At 34.1% G+C, this 20827-nt stretch carries 17 protein-coding genes; 9 read left to right on the top strand and 8 right to left on the bottom strand.

The window, feature by feature from the left end:
* The first annotated feature begins 39 nt into the window (after positions 1–39).
* The 3 genes from prfB to BM361_RS12275 all read left to right on the top strand — a co-directional run bounded on the left by prfB (position 40) and on the right by BM361_RS12275 (position 4126).
* Positions 40–1134: a peptide chain release factor 2 gene (prfB, locus tag BM361_RS12285; RefSeq protein WP_051413426.1), complete on the top strand. Its 1095-nt coding sequence runs from the start codon at positions 40–42 to the stop codon at positions 1132–1134.
* Positions 1135–1154: 20 nt separating this feature from the next.
* A complete protein-coding gene (gene arsC / locus BM361_RS12280) occupies positions 1155–1496 on the top strand; it encodes an arsenate reductase (glutaredoxin) (RefSeq protein WP_038263468.1) in 342 nt (113 codons plus the stop codon).
* Positions 1497–1624: 128 nt separating this feature from the next.
* The gene (locus BM361_RS12275) at positions 1625–4126 is read left to right on the top strand and encodes a TonB-dependent receptor (protein ID WP_074979167.1); all 2502 of its coding nucleotides are present in this window, start codon (positions 1625–1627) and stop codon (positions 4124–4126) included.
* A gap of 82 nt (positions 4127–4208) precedes the next feature.
* On the opposite strand, the gene BM361_RS16995 is transcribed toward BM361_RS12275, so the two are convergent.
* Positions 4209–4382: a hypothetical protein gene (locus BM361_RS16995; RefSeq protein WP_038263462.1), complete on the bottom strand. Its 174-nt coding sequence runs from the start codon at positions 4380–4382 to the stop codon at positions 4209–4211.
* A gap of 178 nt (positions 4383–4560) precedes the next feature.
* Between BM361_RS16995 and fumC the strand changes: the two genes are divergently transcribed.
* Positions 4561–5958 (top strand): class II fumarate hydratase, encoded by a 1398-nt coding sequence (gene fumC, locus BM361_RS12270; protein ID WP_074979166.1) that lies wholly within the window; start codon positions 4561–4563, stop codon positions 5956–5958.
* Between the two features lie 579 nt (positions 5959–6537).
* Positions 6538–6963, top strand: a complete 426-nt coding sequence (locus tag BM361_RS12265; RefSeq protein WP_074979164.1) for an META domain-containing protein — start codon at positions 6538–6540, stop codon at positions 6961–6963.
* 44 nt (positions 6964–7007) lie between these two features.
* On the opposite strand, the gene BM361_RS12260 is transcribed toward BM361_RS12265, so the two are convergent.
* Both BM361_RS12260 and pta read right to left on the bottom strand, forming a co-directional pair.
* The gene (locus BM361_RS12260; protein ID WP_074979163.1) at positions 7008–8198 is read right to left on the bottom strand and encodes an acetate/propionate family kinase; all 1191 of its coding nucleotides are present in this window, start codon (positions 8196–8198) and stop codon (positions 7008–7010) included.
* Between the two features lie 13 nt (positions 8199–8211).
* Positions 8212–10305, bottom strand: coding sequence for a phosphate acetyltransferase (gene pta, locus BM361_RS12255; RefSeq protein ID WP_074979161.1), 2094 nt, complete (start codon positions 10303–10305; stop codon positions 8212–8214).
* Between the two features lie 125 nt (positions 10306–10430).
* Here pta and hutI point away from each other — a divergent pair, with 125 nt between their 5' ends.
* Complete coding sequence (gene hutI, locus BM361_RS12250; protein ID WP_074979159.1) at positions 10431–11666, top strand: imidazolonepropionase; 1236 nt, start codon at positions 10431–10433, stop codon at positions 11664–11666.
* Between the two features lie 51 nt (positions 11667–11717).
* Here the strand turns inward: hutI and BM361_RS12245 are convergent, their stop codons facing one another.
* Positions 11718–12608 carry an intermediate filament family protein gene (locus tag BM361_RS12245; protein WP_038263447.1) on the bottom strand — a complete coding sequence of 297 codons (891 nt, stop codon included), beginning with the start codon at positions 12606–12608 and terminating at the stop codon, positions 11718–11720.
* A 126-nt stretch (positions 12609–12734) separates the two neighbouring features.
* Here BM361_RS12245 and BM361_RS12240 point away from each other — a divergent pair, with 126 nt between their 5' ends.
* Positions 12735–13751, top strand: a complete 1017-nt coding sequence (locus BM361_RS12240) for a formimidoylglutamase (RefSeq protein ID WP_074979158.1) — start codon at positions 12735–12737, stop codon at positions 13749–13751.
* 192 nt (positions 13752–13943) lie between these two features.
* Positions 13944–14414 carry a GNAT family N-acetyltransferase gene (locus tag BM361_RS12235; RefSeq protein ID WP_074979156.1) on the top strand — a complete coding sequence of 157 codons (471 nt, stop codon included), beginning with the start codon at positions 13944–13946 and terminating at the stop codon, positions 14412–14414.
* Here the strand turns inward: BM361_RS12235 and BM361_RS12230 are convergent.
* Entirely contained in the window at positions 14411–16609 is a 2199-nt protein-coding gene (locus BM361_RS12230) for a tetratricopeptide repeat-containing hybrid sensor histidine kinase/response regulator (RefSeq protein ID WP_139226713.1), read from the bottom strand. The genes BM361_RS12235 and BM361_RS12230 overlap by 4 nt on opposite strands.
* Before the next feature lie 123 nt (positions 16610–16732).
* Between BM361_RS12230 and BM361_RS12225 the strand changes: the two genes are divergently transcribed.
* Positions 16733–17467 (top strand): MBL fold metallo-hydrolase, encoded by a 735-nt coding sequence (locus BM361_RS12225; protein WP_074979153.1) that lies wholly within the window; start codon positions 16733–16735, stop codon positions 17465–17467.
* A 28-nt stretch (positions 17468–17495) separates the two neighbouring features.
* On the opposite strand, the gene BM361_RS12220 is transcribed toward BM361_RS12225, so the two are convergent.
* The 3 genes from BM361_RS12220 to BM361_RS12210 form a co-directional block, all read right to left on the bottom strand.
* Positions 17496–18665: a C1 family peptidase gene (locus BM361_RS12220; protein WP_074979436.1), complete on the bottom strand. Its 1170-nt coding sequence runs from the start codon at positions 18663–18665 to the stop codon at positions 17496–17498.
* A gap of 114 nt (positions 18666–18779) precedes the next feature.
* Positions 18780–20474 (bottom strand): energy-dependent translational throttle protein EttA, encoded by a 1695-nt coding sequence (ettA, locus tag BM361_RS12215; RefSeq protein WP_074979152.1) that lies wholly within the window; start codon positions 20472–20474, stop codon positions 18780–18782.
* Between the two features lie 28 nt (positions 20475–20502).
* A complete protein-coding gene (locus BM361_RS12210; protein ID WP_038263429.1) occupies positions 20503–20685 on the bottom strand; it encodes a CAL67264 family membrane protein in 183 nt (60 codons plus the stop codon).
* Between the last annotated feature and the right edge of the window lie 142 nt (positions 20686–20827).

The raw sequence follows: 20827 nt of genomic DNA, 5'->3' as shown, positions 1-20827 counted from the left end.
TTCGTTAAATAGTATTTTTGCTTAACATAATTAAAATTAATGGTAAACTCAGATCAGATTAAGGAACTCTCTACGCGTCTGGATGCTCTAAAAAAATATTTAGAAATTGACGCAAAGCTAATTGAAATTGCTAATGATGAAGAAAAAACATTAGACCCTGATTTCTGGAATAACCCAAAAGAAGCTGAAAAATTCATGCAACAGCTTAGATCAAAAAAGAAATGGGTTGATGATTATAATAAAAGCAGAACTCACATTGGTGATTTAGAGGTTCTATATGAGTTTTATAAGGAAAATGAAGCTTCAGAAGAAGATGTTCAAAATCAATATGAAATTACCAAAACTCTGGTTGAAGAATTAGAGTTTAAAAACATGTTATCGGACGAAGGTGATAGCATGAGTGCTATTTTACAGATAACGGCAGGTGCCGGAGGAACCGAAAGTTGTGATTGGGCCAGCATGTTGATGAGAATGTATTTAATGTGGGCTGAAAATCATGGGTTTAAGACACGTGAACTGAATTATCAGGATGGCGATGTCGCCGGAATTAAAACAGTAACTATAGAAATTGACGGTGAATACGCTTTTGGATGGCTTAAAGGTGAAAACGGAGTTCACAGATTGGTACGAATCTCTCCATTTGACAGCAATGCCAAAAGACATACATCATTTGCCTCTGTTTATGTGTATCCATTAGTAGATGATTCTATCGAAGTAGATATAAACCCAGGCGATATTACCTTTGAAACCATGAGAGCAAGTGGAGCTGGTGGGCAAAATGTTAACAAAGTTGAAACAGCTGTTCGACTTCGCCACCATCCAACTGGAATTATTATAGAAAACTCAGAGACCAGATCACAGCTGGATAACAAAACTAAGGCAATGCAATTATTGAAATCTCAATTGTATGAAATTGAATTAAAGAAAAGACAAGCGATGCGAGATGAAATTGAAGCAGGTAAAATGAAAATTGAATGGGGGTCTCAAATTCGTAATTATGTTATGCATCCTTATAAATTAGTAAAAGATGTTCGTTCTAGTCACGAAACTGCCGATGTTGATGGTGTAATGAATGGCGCTATTGACGAATTTTTAAAATCCTATCTGATGATGATGGGACAGAAACAAGAATAATCTGAAAAGTAAAAGTAATTATGATTAAAATATATCACAATCCAAGGTGTAGAAAATCCAGAGAGGGGCTTCAAATACTAGAAGCATCCGGAGAAACCTTTGAAATTATTAAGTATCTGGAAGATGTTCCAACTGAAAAAGAACTCAGACAGGTTCTGAATTGCCTTGATATTAAACCAGAACAATTAATTCGTAAAAATGAATCTATCTGGAAAGAAAACTTTAAAGGTAAATTACTTTCTGATGATGAGATTATTGATATCATGCTTGAACATCCAAAGTTAATTGAAAGGCCAATTGTTATTAAAGACAATAAGGCTATCATTGGAAGACCTCCTGAAAACATAAAATCTATTTTATAAAAACATGCCCGGTATTAACACCGGGCTTTTTTATTTAACAATCTTTTAACCAAAATCAATTAAACCCGTTGCCGTTTTTAGGGTCAATGGATTTAGTAATCGAAATAAGCTAAATCAAAAAAACTACTATGAAATTTAAATTATTTGCTTTTTGTGTCATTATCATTGGCCTATTTACTGCCGAGGCACAATCTCCAATTGCAAAGAAAATTCGTTTAACAGGACAAGTTATAGATGCCGACACTAACGAACCCTTGGAATATGCCACCATTGTTTTACAGAGTGTAAAAAACCCCAATAATGTAACTGGTGGAATTACCGATGCCCAAGGTAAATTTAATGTCGAAGCAAATTCCGGTGTTTATAACATTCGTGTTGAATTCATCTCATATGGCACCTATGAAATTAAAAATCAAAATTTAACCAAAAATAAAGACTTAGGAGTTATTAAACTATCGTTAGATGTAGCCCAGCTTGAAGCCGTAGAAGTTGTTAGCGAACGTACTACTGTAGAGGTTAGGTTAGATAAGAAGATTTATAATATCGGAAAAGATCTTACCACAAGTGGTGGTACCGTAAGTGAGGCACTGAATAATGTACCGTCAGTTACTGTTGATATTGACGGAGCTATTAGTTTAAGAGGAAACGAAAATGTTAGAATCCTAATTAATGGTAAGCCTTCTGCCATGGCCGGTTTTGGTAGCACTGAGGCTTTACGTCAGCTTCCGGCAGATGCCATTGAGAAAGTAGAAGTAATTACCAGTCCATCTGCAAGATATGATGCTGAAGGAACAGCAGGTATTTTGAACATTGTTCTGAAAAAGGAAAAAACTTTAGGTGTTAACGGGTCTGCTAATTTAACTATGGGATATCCAAATAGTAGCCAGATCACTACTAACTTCAACTATAGAACCGATAAGTTTAATATCTTCAATACCCTGGGATATTTTTATAGAGAACCACCTGGCAATGGTTTTTTTGACAACCGTTACGAGGATGGTAAATTTGACAGAATTATAGAAGATCGGGATATGTCCAGGAAAGATAAGGGGTTTAACATGAACATAGGTATGGAATACTTCATTAATGATCAATCTTCTATTACTGGTAGCTTCTTTACCAGATTATCAGACGAACAAGATGTTACAGAAAATAAAACGGAACGATTTATTAATTCTGTCGTAGATAGTCGCACCAATAGAAAGGAAGAGGAGAATGAGGATGACACCAATTATCAGGTATCATTAAGTTATATTAATAAGTTTAATGATGAAGGTCATCAACTTACAGCAGATCTACAGTATTCCTTTGATGATGAAGACGTTCTTTCAAATATTATTGAGAATGCTACATATCCAAACAACTCACTTATTGCCTCTGAAAATATTTATGAGATAGAAACTCAAAAAGATTACCTAATTCAAGCTGATTATGTCCTTCCTATGGGAGAGGCGCAGTTTGAAGCTGGATACCGTGGAGATTTTGAAAAAGAGCAAAATGAATACAGATTAGACACGCTAGATCGTAATTCTAATGAATACATTACCAATAATGATCTGTCTAATATTTTTGATTATACAGAAAACGTACATGCACTTTATACTCAATATGGTAATAAATTTGGAAAGTTTTCTTTCCTCTTGGGCTTAAGACTTGAAAACACCCAGTTAATTGGTAAGGTAAAAACATTAGATGGCACACCTGTAGACAATATTCCAGGTATTAATGTAGAGGCTAATTTCGATAAGAATTATTTGGGCCTATTCCCTACGGTAAACCTTATTTATGAATTGAATGAGTATGAAAATATCTCTATTGGATATAACAGAAGAATAAACAGACCGAGAGGATGGTTTATTAATCCTTTCCCTTCCAGATCTAGTAGAACGAATGTTTTTCAAGGTAATCCTGATTTAGATCCGGCGTATGCCAATGCCTTTGATGTAGGCTACCTTAAAAGATGGGAAAAAATCACTTTTAACACATCTGTGTACTATCAACGTGAAACCAACGCTTTTGAACGTATTCAGGAAGAAACAGGAGAAACGACCTCTGATGGTATTGAAATCATCCGCTCTATCCCAATTAACCTGGCTACTAATCAACGGGTAGGTTTTGAAGGTAGTTTGATGTATAATCCATCAAGAAAGTTGCGGTTTAACGGTAGTTTTAATTATTTCCATTTTGATTCTGATGGCGAATTTAATGGAATCGATTATGGAACAAAAAGTTCAAGTTGGTTTGCCAGATTTAGTTCAAAAGTAACGCTACCTGGAAAGATAGACTGGCAAACAAATGCTTTTTACATGGGGCCTAGAGAAAACTCACAGACTAAATCGGAAGGAATGTTTTCATTAGACCTTGCCTTCAGTAAAGACATATTGAACGATAATGCGACCATTAGCTTCAATGTCAGAGATTTATTAAACAGTCGTAAGAGACAATCATTCACTGAGTCTTATGACGCTAATGGTAATCTAAGATTTACCTCAGAAAGTGAATTCCAATGGAGAGAAAGACAATTCAATATTTCTTTTATATATAGATTCAATCAACCTAAGGAAAGAAATGGCCGAGGCGGTGGAAATAATAGAAACGGTGGCGGAGAAGATATGGACTTCGAAGGCTAACAGAACCAAAAAGAAAGACTACCAAATGGTAGTCTTTCTTTTTCTAAATAAAAAAAGAAGCTCATGAGCTTCTTTTTTGTTTTTAACTGTTCTGTGCAGCTTTTTTAGCTTCTCTCTTTTCTTTAATCATCTCCATAATTGCTCCTCCTACCCAATAAGGAATAACAAAAGTCAATAAAAAGATCATTAACCAGAAACCAATTGTTAAAATGGTTAAGAACGCTAAAAAGCCTAGATACTGATCAAATTCGAACATAATTTCCGGAAATTTTCTGAATTCGCTTCAAAGATACACACAATTCTTTATTTCCCCATAAATTTTAAAAAATCCTTTTGTTTTTATGTTACATATTTTAAATCTGATGCAATGAATATTCCTGAAATAATACGAAAAGCTTAAATTTGTCCTACAGAAAAACAATACACGCATTTATATGGAATATAGAATAGAAAAAGATACGATGGGCGAAGTTAAAGTACCTGCTGACAAACTATGGGGTGCTCAAACGGAACGTTCGAGAAATAATTTTAAGATTGGAGCTCCTGCATCTATGCCTCTGGAAGTTGTATATGGCTTCGCTTATCTTAAAAAGGCTGCCGCCTATACAAATTGTGAATTGGGCGTTTTACCTGAAGATAAGAGAGACTTAATTGCAAAAGCATGTGACGAAATCTTAGAAGGCAAGCATGACGATCAATTCCCTTTGGTAATTTGGCAAACCGGAAGTGGAACTCAAAGTAACATGAATGTGAATGAGGTTGTCGCAAACCGTGCTCATCAAATAGCTGGTAAAAAAATTGGAGAAGGTGAAAAAACATTACAACCTAACGATGATGTAAATAAATCACAATCTTCAAATGATACTTTCCCTACAGGCATGCACATTGCTGCATATAAAATGGTGGTAGAACAAACCATTCCTGGTGTTAAACAATTAAGAGATACTTTAGCGAAAAAGTCCAAAGAGTTTAACAATGTAGTTAAAATTGGTAGAACCCATTTGATGGATGCCACTCCTCTTACTCTTGGACAGGAATTCTCCGGATACGTTTCTCAGTTAGATCATGGCCTGAAGGCTTTGAATAATACCTTGGATCACTTATCTGAATTAGCACTTGGTGGTACTGCAGTTGGAACAGGTTTAAACACCCCTAATGGATATGCGGTAAAGGTTGCCGAATACATTGCCAAATTCACAGAATTGCCATTTCAATCTGCACTGAATAAATTTGAAGCCCTGGCAGCTCATGATGCATTTGTTGAAACTCATGGGGCTCTCAAACAATTGGCCGTATCACTTAATAAAATAGCTAATGACATTAGACTTATGGCCTCTGGACCTCGAAGTGGTATTGGTGAAATCATAATTCCTGCAAATGAACCAGGTAGTTCAATAATGCCAGGAAAGGTAAACCCGACTCAATGTGAAGCTTTAACCATGGTATGTGCACAGGTTATGGGTAATGATGTAGCCATAAGCGTTGGTGGAACCCAGGGTCATTATGAGCTTAATGTTTTTAAGCCTATGATGGCCGCTAATTTATTGCAATCTGCTCGCCTGATAGGTGATGCATGTGTAAGCTTTGATTTACATTGTGCTCAGGGAATAGAACCTAATCATGGGCGCATCAAACAACTTTTAGACAATAGTTTAATGTTGGTAACGGCGCTTAACACTAAAATTGGTTATTATAAAGCTGCAGAAATAGCTCAAAAGGCACATGAAGATGGAACCACTCTTAAACAGGCTGCTGTTAGTTTAGGTTACCTTACAGAAAAAGAATTTGATGAATGGGTTAAACCAGAAGATATGGTTGGATCCTTGAAATAAGGTATATCTAACAACATAAAAAGGCATCCTTAAAGGATGCTTTTTTTGTTCCTAAGGGATTTTTAAAATGGATTGAATTAGAAAACAATGAACTTAGCAGATATTGCATAATGCAATCTATTATATTTATATTCTTACTGTTTCTATTTTTTCTTATCATACCATTTTGAGGCATAATACTATTCAAGAAACTAATTCAGAGCTCACCTAAATAGCTATTAATAAACAAGACATGGAGTGATATATGTTTACAAATCAAAATATGTCATAAATCTTTCCCTTTAAATAACTGACAATAAAATAATTGGAAGTTTATCATATTAATTCTTTGAAAAAGAATACCGTTATGGCATAATTAATGGTACGGTCAAAGGAGACAAGATTCTTGCAGGATATCAATTGCCTCAGAGGAACTAACTGCAAACAGGGAAGTCTTTAAAAATGATGATGCTTATAATTAAGATTACAGACCTGTAGTAGAAGAAAGAACGGTTAACTCAATTACAAAGACATTACACAATTAAAAATTAATAATAACATTATCTTAAAGCATTTAAAACGTAATTAATACACACACATATGAAAAATCAGATTTTTATTTGCACGCTCATTTTATTTACGGCAGTTTCTTGTAAAAGTTCTAAAAATAGTATCTCTAAGGATATTGATAAGTTAGAAGGAGCCACCTGGGAATTGGTTTATTTAACAGGTCCGAGAATTTCTTTTGAAGGCTTATTCCCAAAAGAAAGACCCACTTTAATTTTCAATTTAGAAGAAAACAGTATTGGAGGTAGTACCAGTTGTAATGCCTATAGCAGTAAAATTACCATTGAAGGAAATAAAATTTTCATCAACGATCCTATAGCAACCATGAGATTCTGTGAAGGTGGTGGAGAGCAAGCATTCACAAAACTGTTTTCAAAAATAGAAAGCTATAAAGTAATAAATGAAACCCTCAGTTTCTATATGGATGATATCGAACTAATGCGTTTCAAAAAGCAATAGTTTATTTCAAACAAAAAAGCTCAGTTTAAACTGAGCTTTTTTGTTTAGTTTTTTAATAAGCCATATGCCTGCCTGGCTATTTCTAATTCTTCATTAGTTGGAACCACCAGAACATCAACCCTTGCATCTTCATGACTGATGAGACGAATATCTTTTGATCGAATGTTATTTTTATCTGGATCTATTTGTATACCCAAATAATCCAATTCTGAGCAAACCATACGTCTTAAAGTGCTACTATTTTCTCCTATCCCAGCAGTAAAGACCAAAGCATCTATCCCATTCATTGCCGCAATATAAGATCCGATATATTTCTTTATTCTATAGGCGTTCATTTCTAATGCTAACAAACAGTCTGTATTACCTTTGGATGCTTCCTCTTCAATATTTCTTAAGTCACTATATCCCGTTAGCCCTAACATACCACTCTTTTTATGGAGCAATTCACTGACCTGAGCAGGAGTATATCCTAGTTTATCAATCATATAAAATATAACGGATTGATCAATGTCTCCACTTCGTGTACCCATTATTAATCCGTTCACAGGGCCAAACCCTAAAGAATGATCTACACTTTTACCTTCATGAATAGCTGTAATACTACACCCATTTCCTAAATGTACTGTTATTACCTTAGGTAAAGGTTTAGCCAGGTATTCTACGGTTTTGGTATACACATATTTATGACTTGTACCGTGAAACCCATATAAACGTATCCGGTTTTTTTCAAGAAACTTATTAGGAATAGCATACTTATAAGCCTTTTCAGGGATGGTCTGATGGAATGCTGTATCAAAAACCGCTACCTGTTTGGCATTGGGAAATATATTTTCTGCTACATCAATACCCGTATAATTATGAGGGTTATGCAAAGGAGCTAAATTAAATAGATCTTTAATTTTCTTTTTTACGATATTGTCTATTAAAATTGTATCAGAAAATGATGCCCCTCCATGAACAACCCGATGTCCTACAATATCAATATCCTTAGCATCTGATATAACACCGTTTTCAGGGTCCATTAGTAGTTTAGCTACTTCTTTTAAACCCGTTTTATGGTCAGGAATAGCTATTTTTTCCTGAAGATTAAGTTTTGATGTTTTATAATGAATAGTTGCATCATCTAATCCAATCCTTTCTACTAAGCCTGATGCATCAACTTTAGCTTCAGGCATTTTAAATAATTGAAATTTAATGGATGAGCTCCCCGAGTTTATCACTAAAATATTTTTCATTCCATCTATAGATTTAAATTCCTTGTGCTTGAATGGCTGTAATAATTACTGTATTAAATATATCATCAACTGTACAGCCTCTGCTTAAGTCATTAACTGGCTTGTTTAAACCTTGAAGCATCGGTCCGATAGCCAAGGCTCCTGTTTCCCTTTGTACAGCTTTATAGGTGTTATTACCAGTGTTCAAGTCAGGAAATATTAGAACACTTGCTTGACCCGCCACTTCAGATTCTGGCAATTTACTTTTCCCGATTGTAATGTCTACCGCTGCATCGTATTGAATAGGTCCTTCTATTTTTAAATCCGGACGCTGATTTTTAACCATTTCTGTAGCCTCACGAACTCGGTCAACATCTTCTCCTTTCCCAGATGTTCCGGAAGAATATGACAGCATTGCAATTTTAGGTTCAATACCAAAATTGATACTGCTTTCTGCAGATGATATGGCTATTTCTGACAAGTCTTTAGCTGAAGGGTTCGGATTAATTGCACAATCTCCAAATACGGCAACCCGATCTTCTAAACACATAAAAAATATAGAAGAAACCAAGGAAACACCTGGTTTAGTTTTAATAAACTGTAAAGCCGGACGTATCGTGTGCTGAGTTGTATGCATTGCCCCTGACACCATGCCATCAGCATGACCTTTATAAATCATCATGGTTCCAAAATAAGAAACATCAGTCAGGCAATCTCGAGCAATATCCATATTCACATTTTTATGCTTACGAAGCTCATAAAATGTTTTTACATAATCATCAAAATATTTGGACTTGGGAGGATTAATTAAATGCACTTTTTTAAAATCAATCGGAAGTCCTAATTCAGTGGCTTTTTCTTTAATCTTGTCTTCATCTCCTAAAAGCGTCAAGTCTACCAAGTCTAAGGTAGAGAGTCTAAAGGCTGCTTTTAGTACTCTTTCATCTATACCTTCTGGTAATACTATATGTTTTCTTTCCATTTGAGCTTTTCGAATCAAACTATATTGAAACATTCGAGGAGTGATTCCTGTATTTTCAAAATCCGTTATCTTTTCCATTAACCCATCAACATTCACATACTTTTCAAATGCACTGATAGAAGCATTTATTTTTGGTATACTATCTGCATAAATATTAGATTTAATATTACCTATTTGGTTCGTAACCTGGAAAGTTCCTCCTTTGACTGAAATGATTGGAACTACTTGAGAAACACCATCAATTAATCGTAAAATGGTATCCTCAGGAGTAATACCACCAGTTAAGATAATACCGGATACCCTGGGATAATTAGCTGATATATTCGCTTGTAAGGCTCCCAAAATGATATCTGCTCTGTCTCCCGGAGTAATTACCAGACTATTTTCTTTAAGGTGATTTAAATAATTTCTCAATTGCATTGCTCCTACCCCAAAACTACCCGTTTGGTTATCCAAAAGGTCTCCCCCAAATAACACTTCTCCATCCAATTCTTCTACGATTTCTTTCATCGTAGGGTTTGCTAACATTTCTTGCATTGGAATGGTAAAAACATCTACGTCATCGGTTAAAAAGGATTTTATACCTTCATTTACGATTTCTAAATTATTTTCCTGGATTTTGTTCCCTACTACTCCAATTACTTTAACATCTTTATTTACAAATGTATTATAGGCCAATTGCAAACTCCCAAGAAGCTCTTCCTTTGTCTTATTAACTCCACTTCCTATAATAATTACGGGAATACCAAGGTTTTTGGCTATATGTACATTAACATCAAATTCAAAAACACTGGTTTCCCCTGAAAAATCAGAACCTTCCACCAAAACAAAATCAAAGTTTTCTTCTACTTCTTTATATTTTTGAATGATGTTATCCAATACTTCACCAGTCTTACCTTCGTTTCTTTTTTGGACAACCTCACTAACTGTATAAGCATAAGTTTTTTCATATGGTATTTCAACATTAAAAAATGATAAAACAGTATCGATGTGATTATCTTTATTTTGATCTTTTGGATCATTAATAATTGGTCTGAAATAACCAACTCTAGGAGTTTTAGCTAAAAGCGTTTGCATAAGCCCCAATGCAATAAGTGACTTTCCACTATTAGCCTCGAGTGTAGCAATATATAATCCTTTATTCATAGCATACGTATTATGAGTGGTAAATTTTATGTAAAATACGGAGATTTAAACAAAAGAAAAACTAAGTATTATCAGTTTTAAAGTAATTTCTTTTAAATAACTTTAGCCCCTACAAAAAAATTATAATGACTACGATATTCATAAACATAAAAGAGTTACTTCAAACCAGAACCTCTACCATCGAAAAGGTTTCCGGTCAGGAAATGAAGATCTTACCTAGTATAAAAAATGCATATCTTCTTGTTAAGGATGATGAAATAATTGACTATGGGGTAATGAATGATACTTGTTTTGGTATTGCTGACGAAGTCATTGATTGTACTGGTAAAATAGTAATGCCCACATGGATTGATAGTCATACACACATTGTATATGCAGGAAATCGTGAACAAGAATTTGTTGACCGCATAAACGGATTAACCTATGAGGAGATTGCCAATCGCGGAGGAGGAATTGTAAATTCTGCAGAAAAGCTTCAGAATACTTCAGAAGAAGATCTGTATAAACAATCCAAGAAACGTTTAGAAGAAGTCATGCAATTAGGAACGGGGGCTGTAGAAATTAAAAGCGGTTACGGTTTGACTCCGGAAGCTGAAATGAAAATGTTAAGAGTAATCAGAAAACTTAAACAGGAGTATAAGTTACCTGTTAAAGCAACTTTTTTGGGGGCTCATGCAGTACCAAAGGCATTTAAAAATAATACGGCTGGCTATATTGATCAAGTTATTAACGAAATGCTTCCTGCAATTGCAAATGAAAATCTGGCTGATTATATCGATATTTTTTGTGAAAAAGGATATTTCTCAATAGAAGATACCAAACGAGTTTTGGCAGCTGGAAAAAAATATGGACTTAAGCCTAAAATTCATGTCAATCAATTCAACATTATTGGTGGTGTTGCGGCAGGAGTTGAATACAATGCTTTATCGGTGGATCATCTAGAGGTGATATCTGATGAGGATATAGAAATATTAAAGAATTCAGAAACAATGCCTGTTGCATTACCTTCATGTTCTTACTTTTTAAGTATTCCATATACCCCAGCAAGAAAATTAATAGATGCAGGATTACCTCTTGCATTAGCTACTGATTTCAATCCTGGTTCTACACCTAGCGGTAATATGAATTTTGTTATTTCAACCGCCTGTATAAAAATGAAAATGACTCCTGAAGAGGCTATTAATGCGGCAACTATCAATGCTGCTTATGCCATGGGCATTGCAGAAAGTCATGGTAGCATTACTGTTGGTAAAAAGGCAAATTTAATTCTTACAAAGGAAATCCCATCTTATGGATTTCTACCCTATGCCTTTGGCACCAATAATATTGACAGCGTTTTCATTAATGGAAAAAAAATTTAATAAAAAAAGGCGTCGTTAAAACGACGCCTTTTTTAAAGAGTATTATTTACTTTATTTCAATGTAAATGTAGAGGTTCCTAACTCTCTCAACTTATCATCAAATACCTTAGCTGTATATGTTCCTTCCGGGAATTCACTTCCTTCCTTAGAAACAAATTCACATACATCTAACGCAGTATTTTCATAGTAAAAACTAGACGCCTTGGTATAAGTAATATTTGTTCCTTCCTCTTCATTAGCTGCTATAGCTTTTTCTCCCATAATATTACCTGAAGGATCTGTAACCTGAATATAAAATTGTTTTGGTCCTGGATTTGAAATCTTGTTATCTCCTACCGTATAGCACAATTTAATCTTGTCTGCTCTATTATTGCGATTCGTTGAAACTAATTTCCCGCTATTTCTTTCTCTTACGGCATCGACATTAAACTTGTTTAAGTTTAAGGCAGATCCAGCTTCTACTATTTTTGCCAGCTGTGTATTTTGAACAACTAAAGAATCCGTAAAAGTTGTTTGCTCTTCCAGTGCTACAATTGTACTATCTCTTTGCATAGCAATCATTTCATTAGACTTCTTCAATGAATCGTTTTGAGCCAATAGATATTCTCTTTCTTTTCTCAGCTGATTAACTTGTCGTCTATATCTGTAAAGTGCAGAAATATCTGCTTTCATCGTTTTTACTGAATCGATATAACTTGCAATCTTATCTCTTGCTTCTTCAAGTTCTCCACTTGTTTCCTCATTGTTTGCGATTGCTTTATCATAATCAGACTTAAGATTATTAAGATCTTCTATTACTAGATCCTTTTCTTCGTTTAACTTTGCAGTAGTTTGCTTTTTATCGTTGTATAAGCTAATGGTATAAATTAATGTTCCTACCAAAGCTGCGCCAAGCAAACCGGCAATTACTTTTAAACTGTTACTACTGTTTGTTGCAGTCATGATTGTGGTTTTAATTAGTTAAATTTAAATTTAGGTTTATCTGGTAATTTGTATAAACATATTACAATTATTATATACGTTCCAATTTAATTTTTAGATTTTTTCAAAGATTTAGTAAAGAAAAATATGAGTAAATATTTAATTACCTATCAATTAAAAACAATTAATAAGTACATAGGTCATAGAAAGGGAGAGGTGAAAATAGGAGAAAAGTTTAAATTTATAAACGATCCTACCGCTCTTAAAGAAGAACTGACAGCTTCAAAAACAAAACATGTAATCCTGGGTATTCCGGAAGATTATGGAGTTCAGGCTAATTATGGTCGTCCTGGAGCTAAAAGTGCCTGGACCGCTACGCTAAAGTCGCTTCTTAATGTACAGCAAAATAAATTTAATAAAGGAGGTAAAATACTATTATTAGGACATTTGGATTTTTCAAAAGAGGTAGAAAACGTTGATTTCAACAGTCCTGAATTACCTAAAAGGCTGCAGAACGTTATTAATATTATTGATAAAGAAATCACCTATTTAATAAACTTAATAGTAAGTAGTGGAAAAACGCCTATCATAATTGGTGGCGGTCATAATAATGCATATGGTATTTTAAAGGGTTGTGCTCTTGCCCATGGTAAACCTGTTAATGTTATAAATATTGATGCCCATACCGATTTTCGAACCACTGAAACAAGACATAGTGGTAATGGCTTTTCATATGCTTTTGAGGAAGGTTTTTTAAATAAATATTTCATATTTGGACTTCATGAAAACTATACCTCCAAAGAAATATTTAATATGTTAAATGACGAAGACGAAAGAATTCAGTATAACACCTTCGAGTCTCTTGCGGTTAGAAAAGAAACAGAAATAATTCATGAGGCCGAGAGAGCTTTATCTTTCGTTGAGGATGACTTTTTTGGATTGGAGATCGATTGCGATTCCATAATAAATATACCTTCCAGCGCGATGACTCCGTCTGGTTTATCAGTTAATGACATCAGATATCTAACGCATAAATTTAGTAGAAGTAAAAATATACAATACGTACATATATGTGAAGCTGCTCCTAACCCGAAGCTGGAAAATGAAATGATTCTGGTCGGAAAACTTATAAGTTATTTAATAACTGATTTTATAAGAAAATAATAAAAATTTTCATTAATTAATATCGTTTAACGTGGGGATGATTCAACCACTCCAGAGCAAAACATATTGATAATTAAATTATAATAAACCGGTTGATTAATTTTTCCCATATTACTAACATGGAGGGTTCCGAGAATCCTCTCTTTCGAAATACCCTGAAAAATTAAAATCAAATCCTTTAACAATTAAACTGTGCAAGAATTAAAGATCATTCCATTCAAACCAGAATATGCTAAAGACTTCAAAGACATTAATATTGAATGGCTACAAAAATATTTTTTTGTAGAACAACATGACATGGAAGTGCTGGATCATGCTGAAACATATATTATTGGAAATGGAGGACATATTTTTTTTGCAAAACACAATGATGCAATTATTGGAACTGTCGCTTTAATTAAAATTGAGGAGGGCATTTTTGAGTTGAGCAAGATGGGGGTCGTAACCGAGCAAAGAGGTCTCAAGGTCGGTCAAAAATTAATGCAGTATGCTCTTGATTTCGCCAGGGAAAAAAAATGGAAAAAGCTAATTATTTATTCCAGCACCAAACTTGAAAATGCCATTCATATATACCGAAAATTTGGATTTAAAGAAATTCCTGTAGAGGATAATTGTTCTTATTTAAGGTGTGATATAAAGATGGAACTACCCATCACCCCTTAAGTTTGGGATTGAACTTTATTTAAGTTTTTCACTATAATTTGAAAAAACTCATGCTGGTCATAGGGTTTATTGATAATGTCATTAATTCCGTATTCAAAAATATCAGACTGAATTTCGTCTATTTGCAATGCTGTTAAAGCTATTATTGGAACATTTTTATTGAACTCCCGAATGAGCTTACTTGCCTCCATTCCATTCATATTGGGCATGTTTAAATCCATAAGTACCAAATCAAAATGTTCCTTTTTCAATATTTCAACTGCTTCCTGACCATCACTAACTATTTTACATTTAAACTTAACTTTTTGTAAAATACTTTGCGTTACTATTTGATTGATTTTATTATCTTCAACTATTAATACCTTATTCTTGAAACCAAGAATAGATGGCAATTCCTCATATACATTTTCGATAATATCTCCCTCATTGTAATCGAATTTTATTGTAAAACTAAATCTTGAACCTTTTCCTAATTCACTTTCTAAAGTAATCTGACTGTCAAATATTTCTATTAATTTCTTAACTATAGACAATCCTAAACCTGTACCTTGATACTCATTATTACCTCTATCTAATTGAGCAAAATTTTCAAAAATTTGTTCCTGGTCCTTTTTTGAAATTCCTTTACCATTATCTTCCACATTAAAATTAATCTCAACATGTTTTTCTGATTTCGAAACGAGTTTCATTGCCAATACAACATTACCATTGGAAGTAAACTTGATAGCATTCCCTATTAAATTAATTAATATTTGAGATAATCGAACCGGATCTCCATTTATGGCAATTGGTATTTCATTATCAAATCGAAATTCAAGGGTGTTTTCTTTCTGTTCAGCTTGAAAACCAAATGAATTAATTATATTTTTCCCTAATTGTTTTATATTAAACTTAGTATTTTCAAGAACCACTTTATTGGATTCAATTTTACTTAATTGCAAAACATCATTAATTAAGTTTAATAAATAATCACCTGAAAACTTTAATGATTTTAAATATTGAAATTCTTTCTGGGTTAATTTCGCTTCTTCCAGCAATAAAGAAGTTAAGCCGACCACTCCATACAGCGGTGTTCTTAATTCATGACTTACTGTTGAAATAAATTGAGATTTAACATTTGAAAGCTTTTCAGCTTCCTCTTTAGCGACCTCAAGCTGTACATTTTGAAGCTCTAATTCTTTGTTAATATGCTTTATATGTTTAATACTTGCAAGCAAGAGCATGAGTAAAATGAATAACACCAAAACACCTATTCCAGTAAATAAAGCAAGCTGTTTGGATTTCTTTAAAACACGGTTTTGGGCTTCCCGTTCCTTTTTGGCCAGTTCCAAATCCCGACGATACTCGTCTGCATCAAATCTCGCTTTTGCAACTTCTAACTGCTTTAGTCGATCTTTATCAAAAACTTTATTTTTATAAAAATTGTGCTGTTCTAAATCTTTAAATGCCTGATTTAAGTTTCCTTTATTTTTATAATGCTCAGAAGATGCTTTATACACTTCGGCCAGGTCCAGGTAAAAGTCATTTTCTACCCCAATAGCAATTGCATCATTAAAATTCTTTTCCGCTTCTTGATCGGCTTCCTTAGAGGAATAATATTTACCCAACAAATAACTAATTTGTAATTTACTAGTTTTATCTCCTACTTGATCAATGTAAGAGGAAGCCTCTATTAAATATGGGTATGCCTTATCAAATTTATTTTCATCGATATAAGTCCAACCAATATTTAATATAGGGGTTAAAATATCTATTGAATCTCCTACTTCCTTAGCACTTTCAAGAGATTTCTGGTAATATTGCAGTCCTTTTTCATGATTTTTAAGTCCGTCTGAGTATACATTCCCCAAATTATTATAAATCCATCCAATAAACTTTATGTTTTTATCCTGTTCGGCATAATACAATGCCTTCTGGTAATTTTTTTCAGCATTGGTATAATCCAGAATTATTTCATAATTAATTCCAATCACATTATAAATCCTGGCTAGGTAATCTGGTCTTTCTTCTTTTGATGCAATATCTACAACCTTATTTGCAATTTCAAAGGACTCTTTTAAACGATATTTAAACTGAGCTTTTTCTGCTGCTCTCGTAAGTGAATCCAGCGTTTTTGAATGGTGCTCTGAATCTTGAGCCTCCATCCAAAAAGAACAGCATAAAACGAAGAATATGTAACAGATGTATGTTCTCAAAATTCGAATTGTATAACATACAATATTATGAAATATTTATATCTTCTTGAAGGTTTTATACTATTAACCGATAAAGAACATCTTAACTGATTTTCAATTTTTTGTATTTTTAAATTAAAAACTATGAAATATATACTTGCCATTGGTTGTTTTATCTATGCCTCATCAGGCTTTACCCAAATAAATAATTCAGACATCGTTAATGGTATAACTATTTTCCCTGTTTATCATGGTTCTGTTGTTTTTGACTATAATGAAAGTACCATCTACGTTGATCCTCATGGAGGAATTGAAAAATTTAAAGGTATTTCAGATCCCGACCTTATTTTAATTACCCATACTCATGGTGATCATTTAGATTTAAACACGCTCGAGGTTTTAAATACAGCACATGCAACCTTTATTGTGCCAGAAGCGGTCGCTAAAAAAATACCATCCAGATATAAAAACCAATTAGTAATACTTAACAATGGAAATAAGAAGCAAATTAAGGAGATATCTGTTACAGCCCTTCCTATGTATAACTTACCTCATGATGAAACCGCAAGACACAAAAAAGGTGTTGGTAATGGTTATATTATTTCACTCAATAACACTCGTATATATGTAAGTGGGGATACAGAAGACATCCCGGAAATGAGAAGTTTGAATGATATCGATGTTGCGTTTGTTTGCATGAATCTACCCTATACGATGAATATAGAGCAAGCAGCTGATGCTGTTCTTGAATTTCAACCAAAAATTATCTATCCTTATCATTACAGAGGGAGACCAGATGTAAGTGATATCAACCTTTTTAAAAAGAAGGTAAATGATAAAAACAATAACATTGATGTACGATTGCGAAAATGGTATTAAAAAAGCCTGGAAAATTCCAGGCTTTTATTTAACTCTTTAAAATATTTTTCGGAACTGCATCCTTGTGCACTAAAAGAGCGGTCGTTTTATATTTGACAAATTCTTTGGTGACATATAAATATCCGTTATAATCATTACTTACTCCCCAAGAATTTTTAACAATATAATATTCTTTTCCATTTTGATCTTTTACTACCCCAACAATTTGCATAGCATGATCGTCTGTGGTTGTGTAGTCATCAAATGCCTGTTGTCTCATTTCAGCTGTAACATCAAGTTCTGGTTTTGGTCCTGAAAACATAGCTTGACGTTCTTCACTGGTCATGTGAGTGTAATCAAGTTCCGGTAAATAGGCGATCCCGTTTTTCCAGCTAAAATATTTTTCACTTACATCGGTAGCCCAACCTACACTGTATCCATTCTTAAGGGCGTTGTCTATTGTTTTCGTTATGTCATTCATGGCTACATTATAAGCCGTATCGAAACTCCAGTTATCAGGTACTGCCATAAATACATCTTTATACAACGGCTGATCTGAATAAGAAACCATTTCGATATAGTCATCTGCCTTTACTCCTACTACTTCTTCTGCGAATGTTTGAGGGGTATATGTTTTACCCTGATATTCAAATTCTTCCGGAATTTCACCTAAGTAACTATCGAGGGCCGCAGTAAATGCACTCAACCAATTTGGAGTTAATTTGCCATTCTTATTTTGAACAATGCCATCTAAAAACCCTTTTAGAGCAGCTTGCATTTCACCAAACTTATTGATGTCGGTTCCATAGTTTAATCCGTCATAAACTTCCTGAGGCAAAGCTCCGTATTTTTTATAGATATTAACCACGTCATGAAGTTCTCCTCCATCTCCCCAGCCTAAATTACCGTGCATACGTACATAGTTAATAGCTTTTTCGATATATGTACATCTGGCAGTATAAATCTCTGCGAGATCAACAGGTTGTTTACCCATTCTAATCATTTCGGTTTCCAAAAATGAATTTCCGGAATAACTCCAACAGGTACCACTACTTCCTTGATTTTTCACAGAAGTAGTTTCCAGATTGATCACGGGGGTAAACTGAAATCCTTCCGTAGCTTTAATACTTTTATTTCCCTCGAGAGATTTAATTAAATCATCTTGAGCCGATAATGTTACTGAAGCTAGTAGCATCACGGATAGAAGAGATCTTTTTATATACATCATGAATTAATTTAATTTGCTCGCTAAAATAATTATTACAACTTGATCTGGTGTAATTTTTAACTTTTTGTAAAGAATAAAAAAGCCCTGCGATCGCAGGGCTTTTTATTAATCTCTTATTAATTTTTTATACTTAATTCGTTTAGGCGTTACATCTGCACCTAATCGTTTTCTTTTATTTTCTTCGTATTCCGAGAAACTTCCTTCAAAGAAATAAACTTGTGAATCTCCTTCGAAGGCTAATATATGTGTACAAATACGATCTAAGAACCATCTATCGTGAGAAATTACTACAGCACATCCTGCAAAATTTTCCAAACCTTCTTCCAGCGCTCGTAAAGTATTCACATCAAGATCATTGGTAGGCTCATCGAGTAAGAGAACATTTCCTTCTTCTTTTAACGTCATTGCTAAATGCAATCTGTTGCGTTCCCCTCCTGATAATGTTGCTACCTTTTTATTTTGTTCACTTCCCGAAAAGTTAAATCGACTCAAATAAGCCCTTGAATTCACTTGCTTTCCCCCCATCATTATTAATTCCTGACCTTCTGAAAAGTTTTCCCAAATAGATTTTTCAGGATCAATATCTTTATGAGATTGATCTACGTAGGCTATTTTGGCGGTTTCACCCACTTCAAAAGTTCCTTTATCCGGAGTTTCTTCTCCCATTATCATTCTAAAGATGGTGGTTTTACCAGCTCCATTTGGACCAATTATACCAACGATACCTGCCTGTGGTAGGGTAAAATTAAGATCTTCGTATAATAACTTATCACCAAAAGCTTTAGCCACTCCTTTTGCTTCGATGACATTAGTACCCAAGCGCGGACCATTAGGGATATAAATCTCTAATTTTTCTTCAAGCTTTCTTTGATCTTCATTTAATAATTTATCATAATTATTTAGACGGGCTTTTTGTTTTGCCTGACGTCCTTTAGGAGCCATTCGAACCCATTCCAATTCTCGTTCAAGTGTTTTTTGTCGCTTAGAGGCCTGTTTTTGTTCCTGAGCCAAACGTTTCGCCTTTTGATCTAACCAGGATGAATAGTTCCCTTTCCAAGGGATTCCTTCTCCTCTATCCAGTTCTAATATCCACCCGGCAACATTATCTAAAAAATAGCGATCGTGGGTTACGGCAATCACTGTTCCTTTATATTGCTGTAAATGTTGTTCCAGCCAAAGAACTGATTCTGCATCGAGGTGGTTGGTAGGCTCATCTAATAATAGAACGTCTGGTTGTTGTAATAAAAGTCGACACAAAGCAACTCTGCGCCTTTCACCCCCTGATAACACCTTAATCGGAGTATCCGGATCGGGTGTACGCAAAGCGTCCATAGCCACTTCTAGCTTATTGTCGAGTTCCCAGGCACCAAGGGCATCAATCTTATCTTGAAGTACCGCCTGCTTGTCCATCAGTTTCTGCATTTTATCTGCGTCTTCATAAACTTCAGGAAGGCCGAACATATCATTTATTTTATTGTATTCATCTAAAACGGCAACAGTTTCAGCAGCCCCTTCTTTCACAATTTCTATAACTGTCTTTTCTTCATCTAATTTTGGCTCCTGTTCAAGATAACCCACAGAGTATCCTGGCGAGAAAACCACATCTCCCTGATAATTCTTTTCAACACCAGCAATAATTTTTAATAATGTTGATTTACCAGAACCATTAAGCCCCAGAATCCCAATTTTTGCTCCATAAAAGAAGCTTAAATAGATATCTTTAAGTACTTGCTTATTGGTACTTTGATAGGTCTTACTGACCTTATTCATCGAAAAGATGACTTTCTTATCGTCTGACATATTTATTTATAGTTAATTCTTTAAAATTTTATACACGTCCCTTAAGGGCATTAAAGACCCAGGCAATTGCAAAGAACCCAATTCCTACAGAGGCAAACCCCCATCCTGCTACATCATCGTAACGAAATGCGCCTAATGCAATTAGCGATATCCCTACGATAATCATTATAAAAGTTGCCCATGCCAATACCGTATTCTTATTCATACCCATAATAATCCGTTCTGTTTTAAAATTTTGTGCAAAATGTAATGATTACTGCACGTGTAGCAATTTTATAACGCTACAAAGGTCGTACAATTTAAGCAAATATTATCGAATGATATATAAGCCTATTTTGTATTTTAGCGCAAAC

This window comes from Zhouia amylolytica, from assembly GCF_900116365.1.
Taxonomy (GTDB): domain Bacteria; phylum Bacteroidota; class Bacteroidia; order Flavobacteriales; family Flavobacteriaceae; genus Zhouia; species Zhouia amylolytica.
This window is presented reverse-complemented; position numbering and strand designations above follow the sequence as displayed.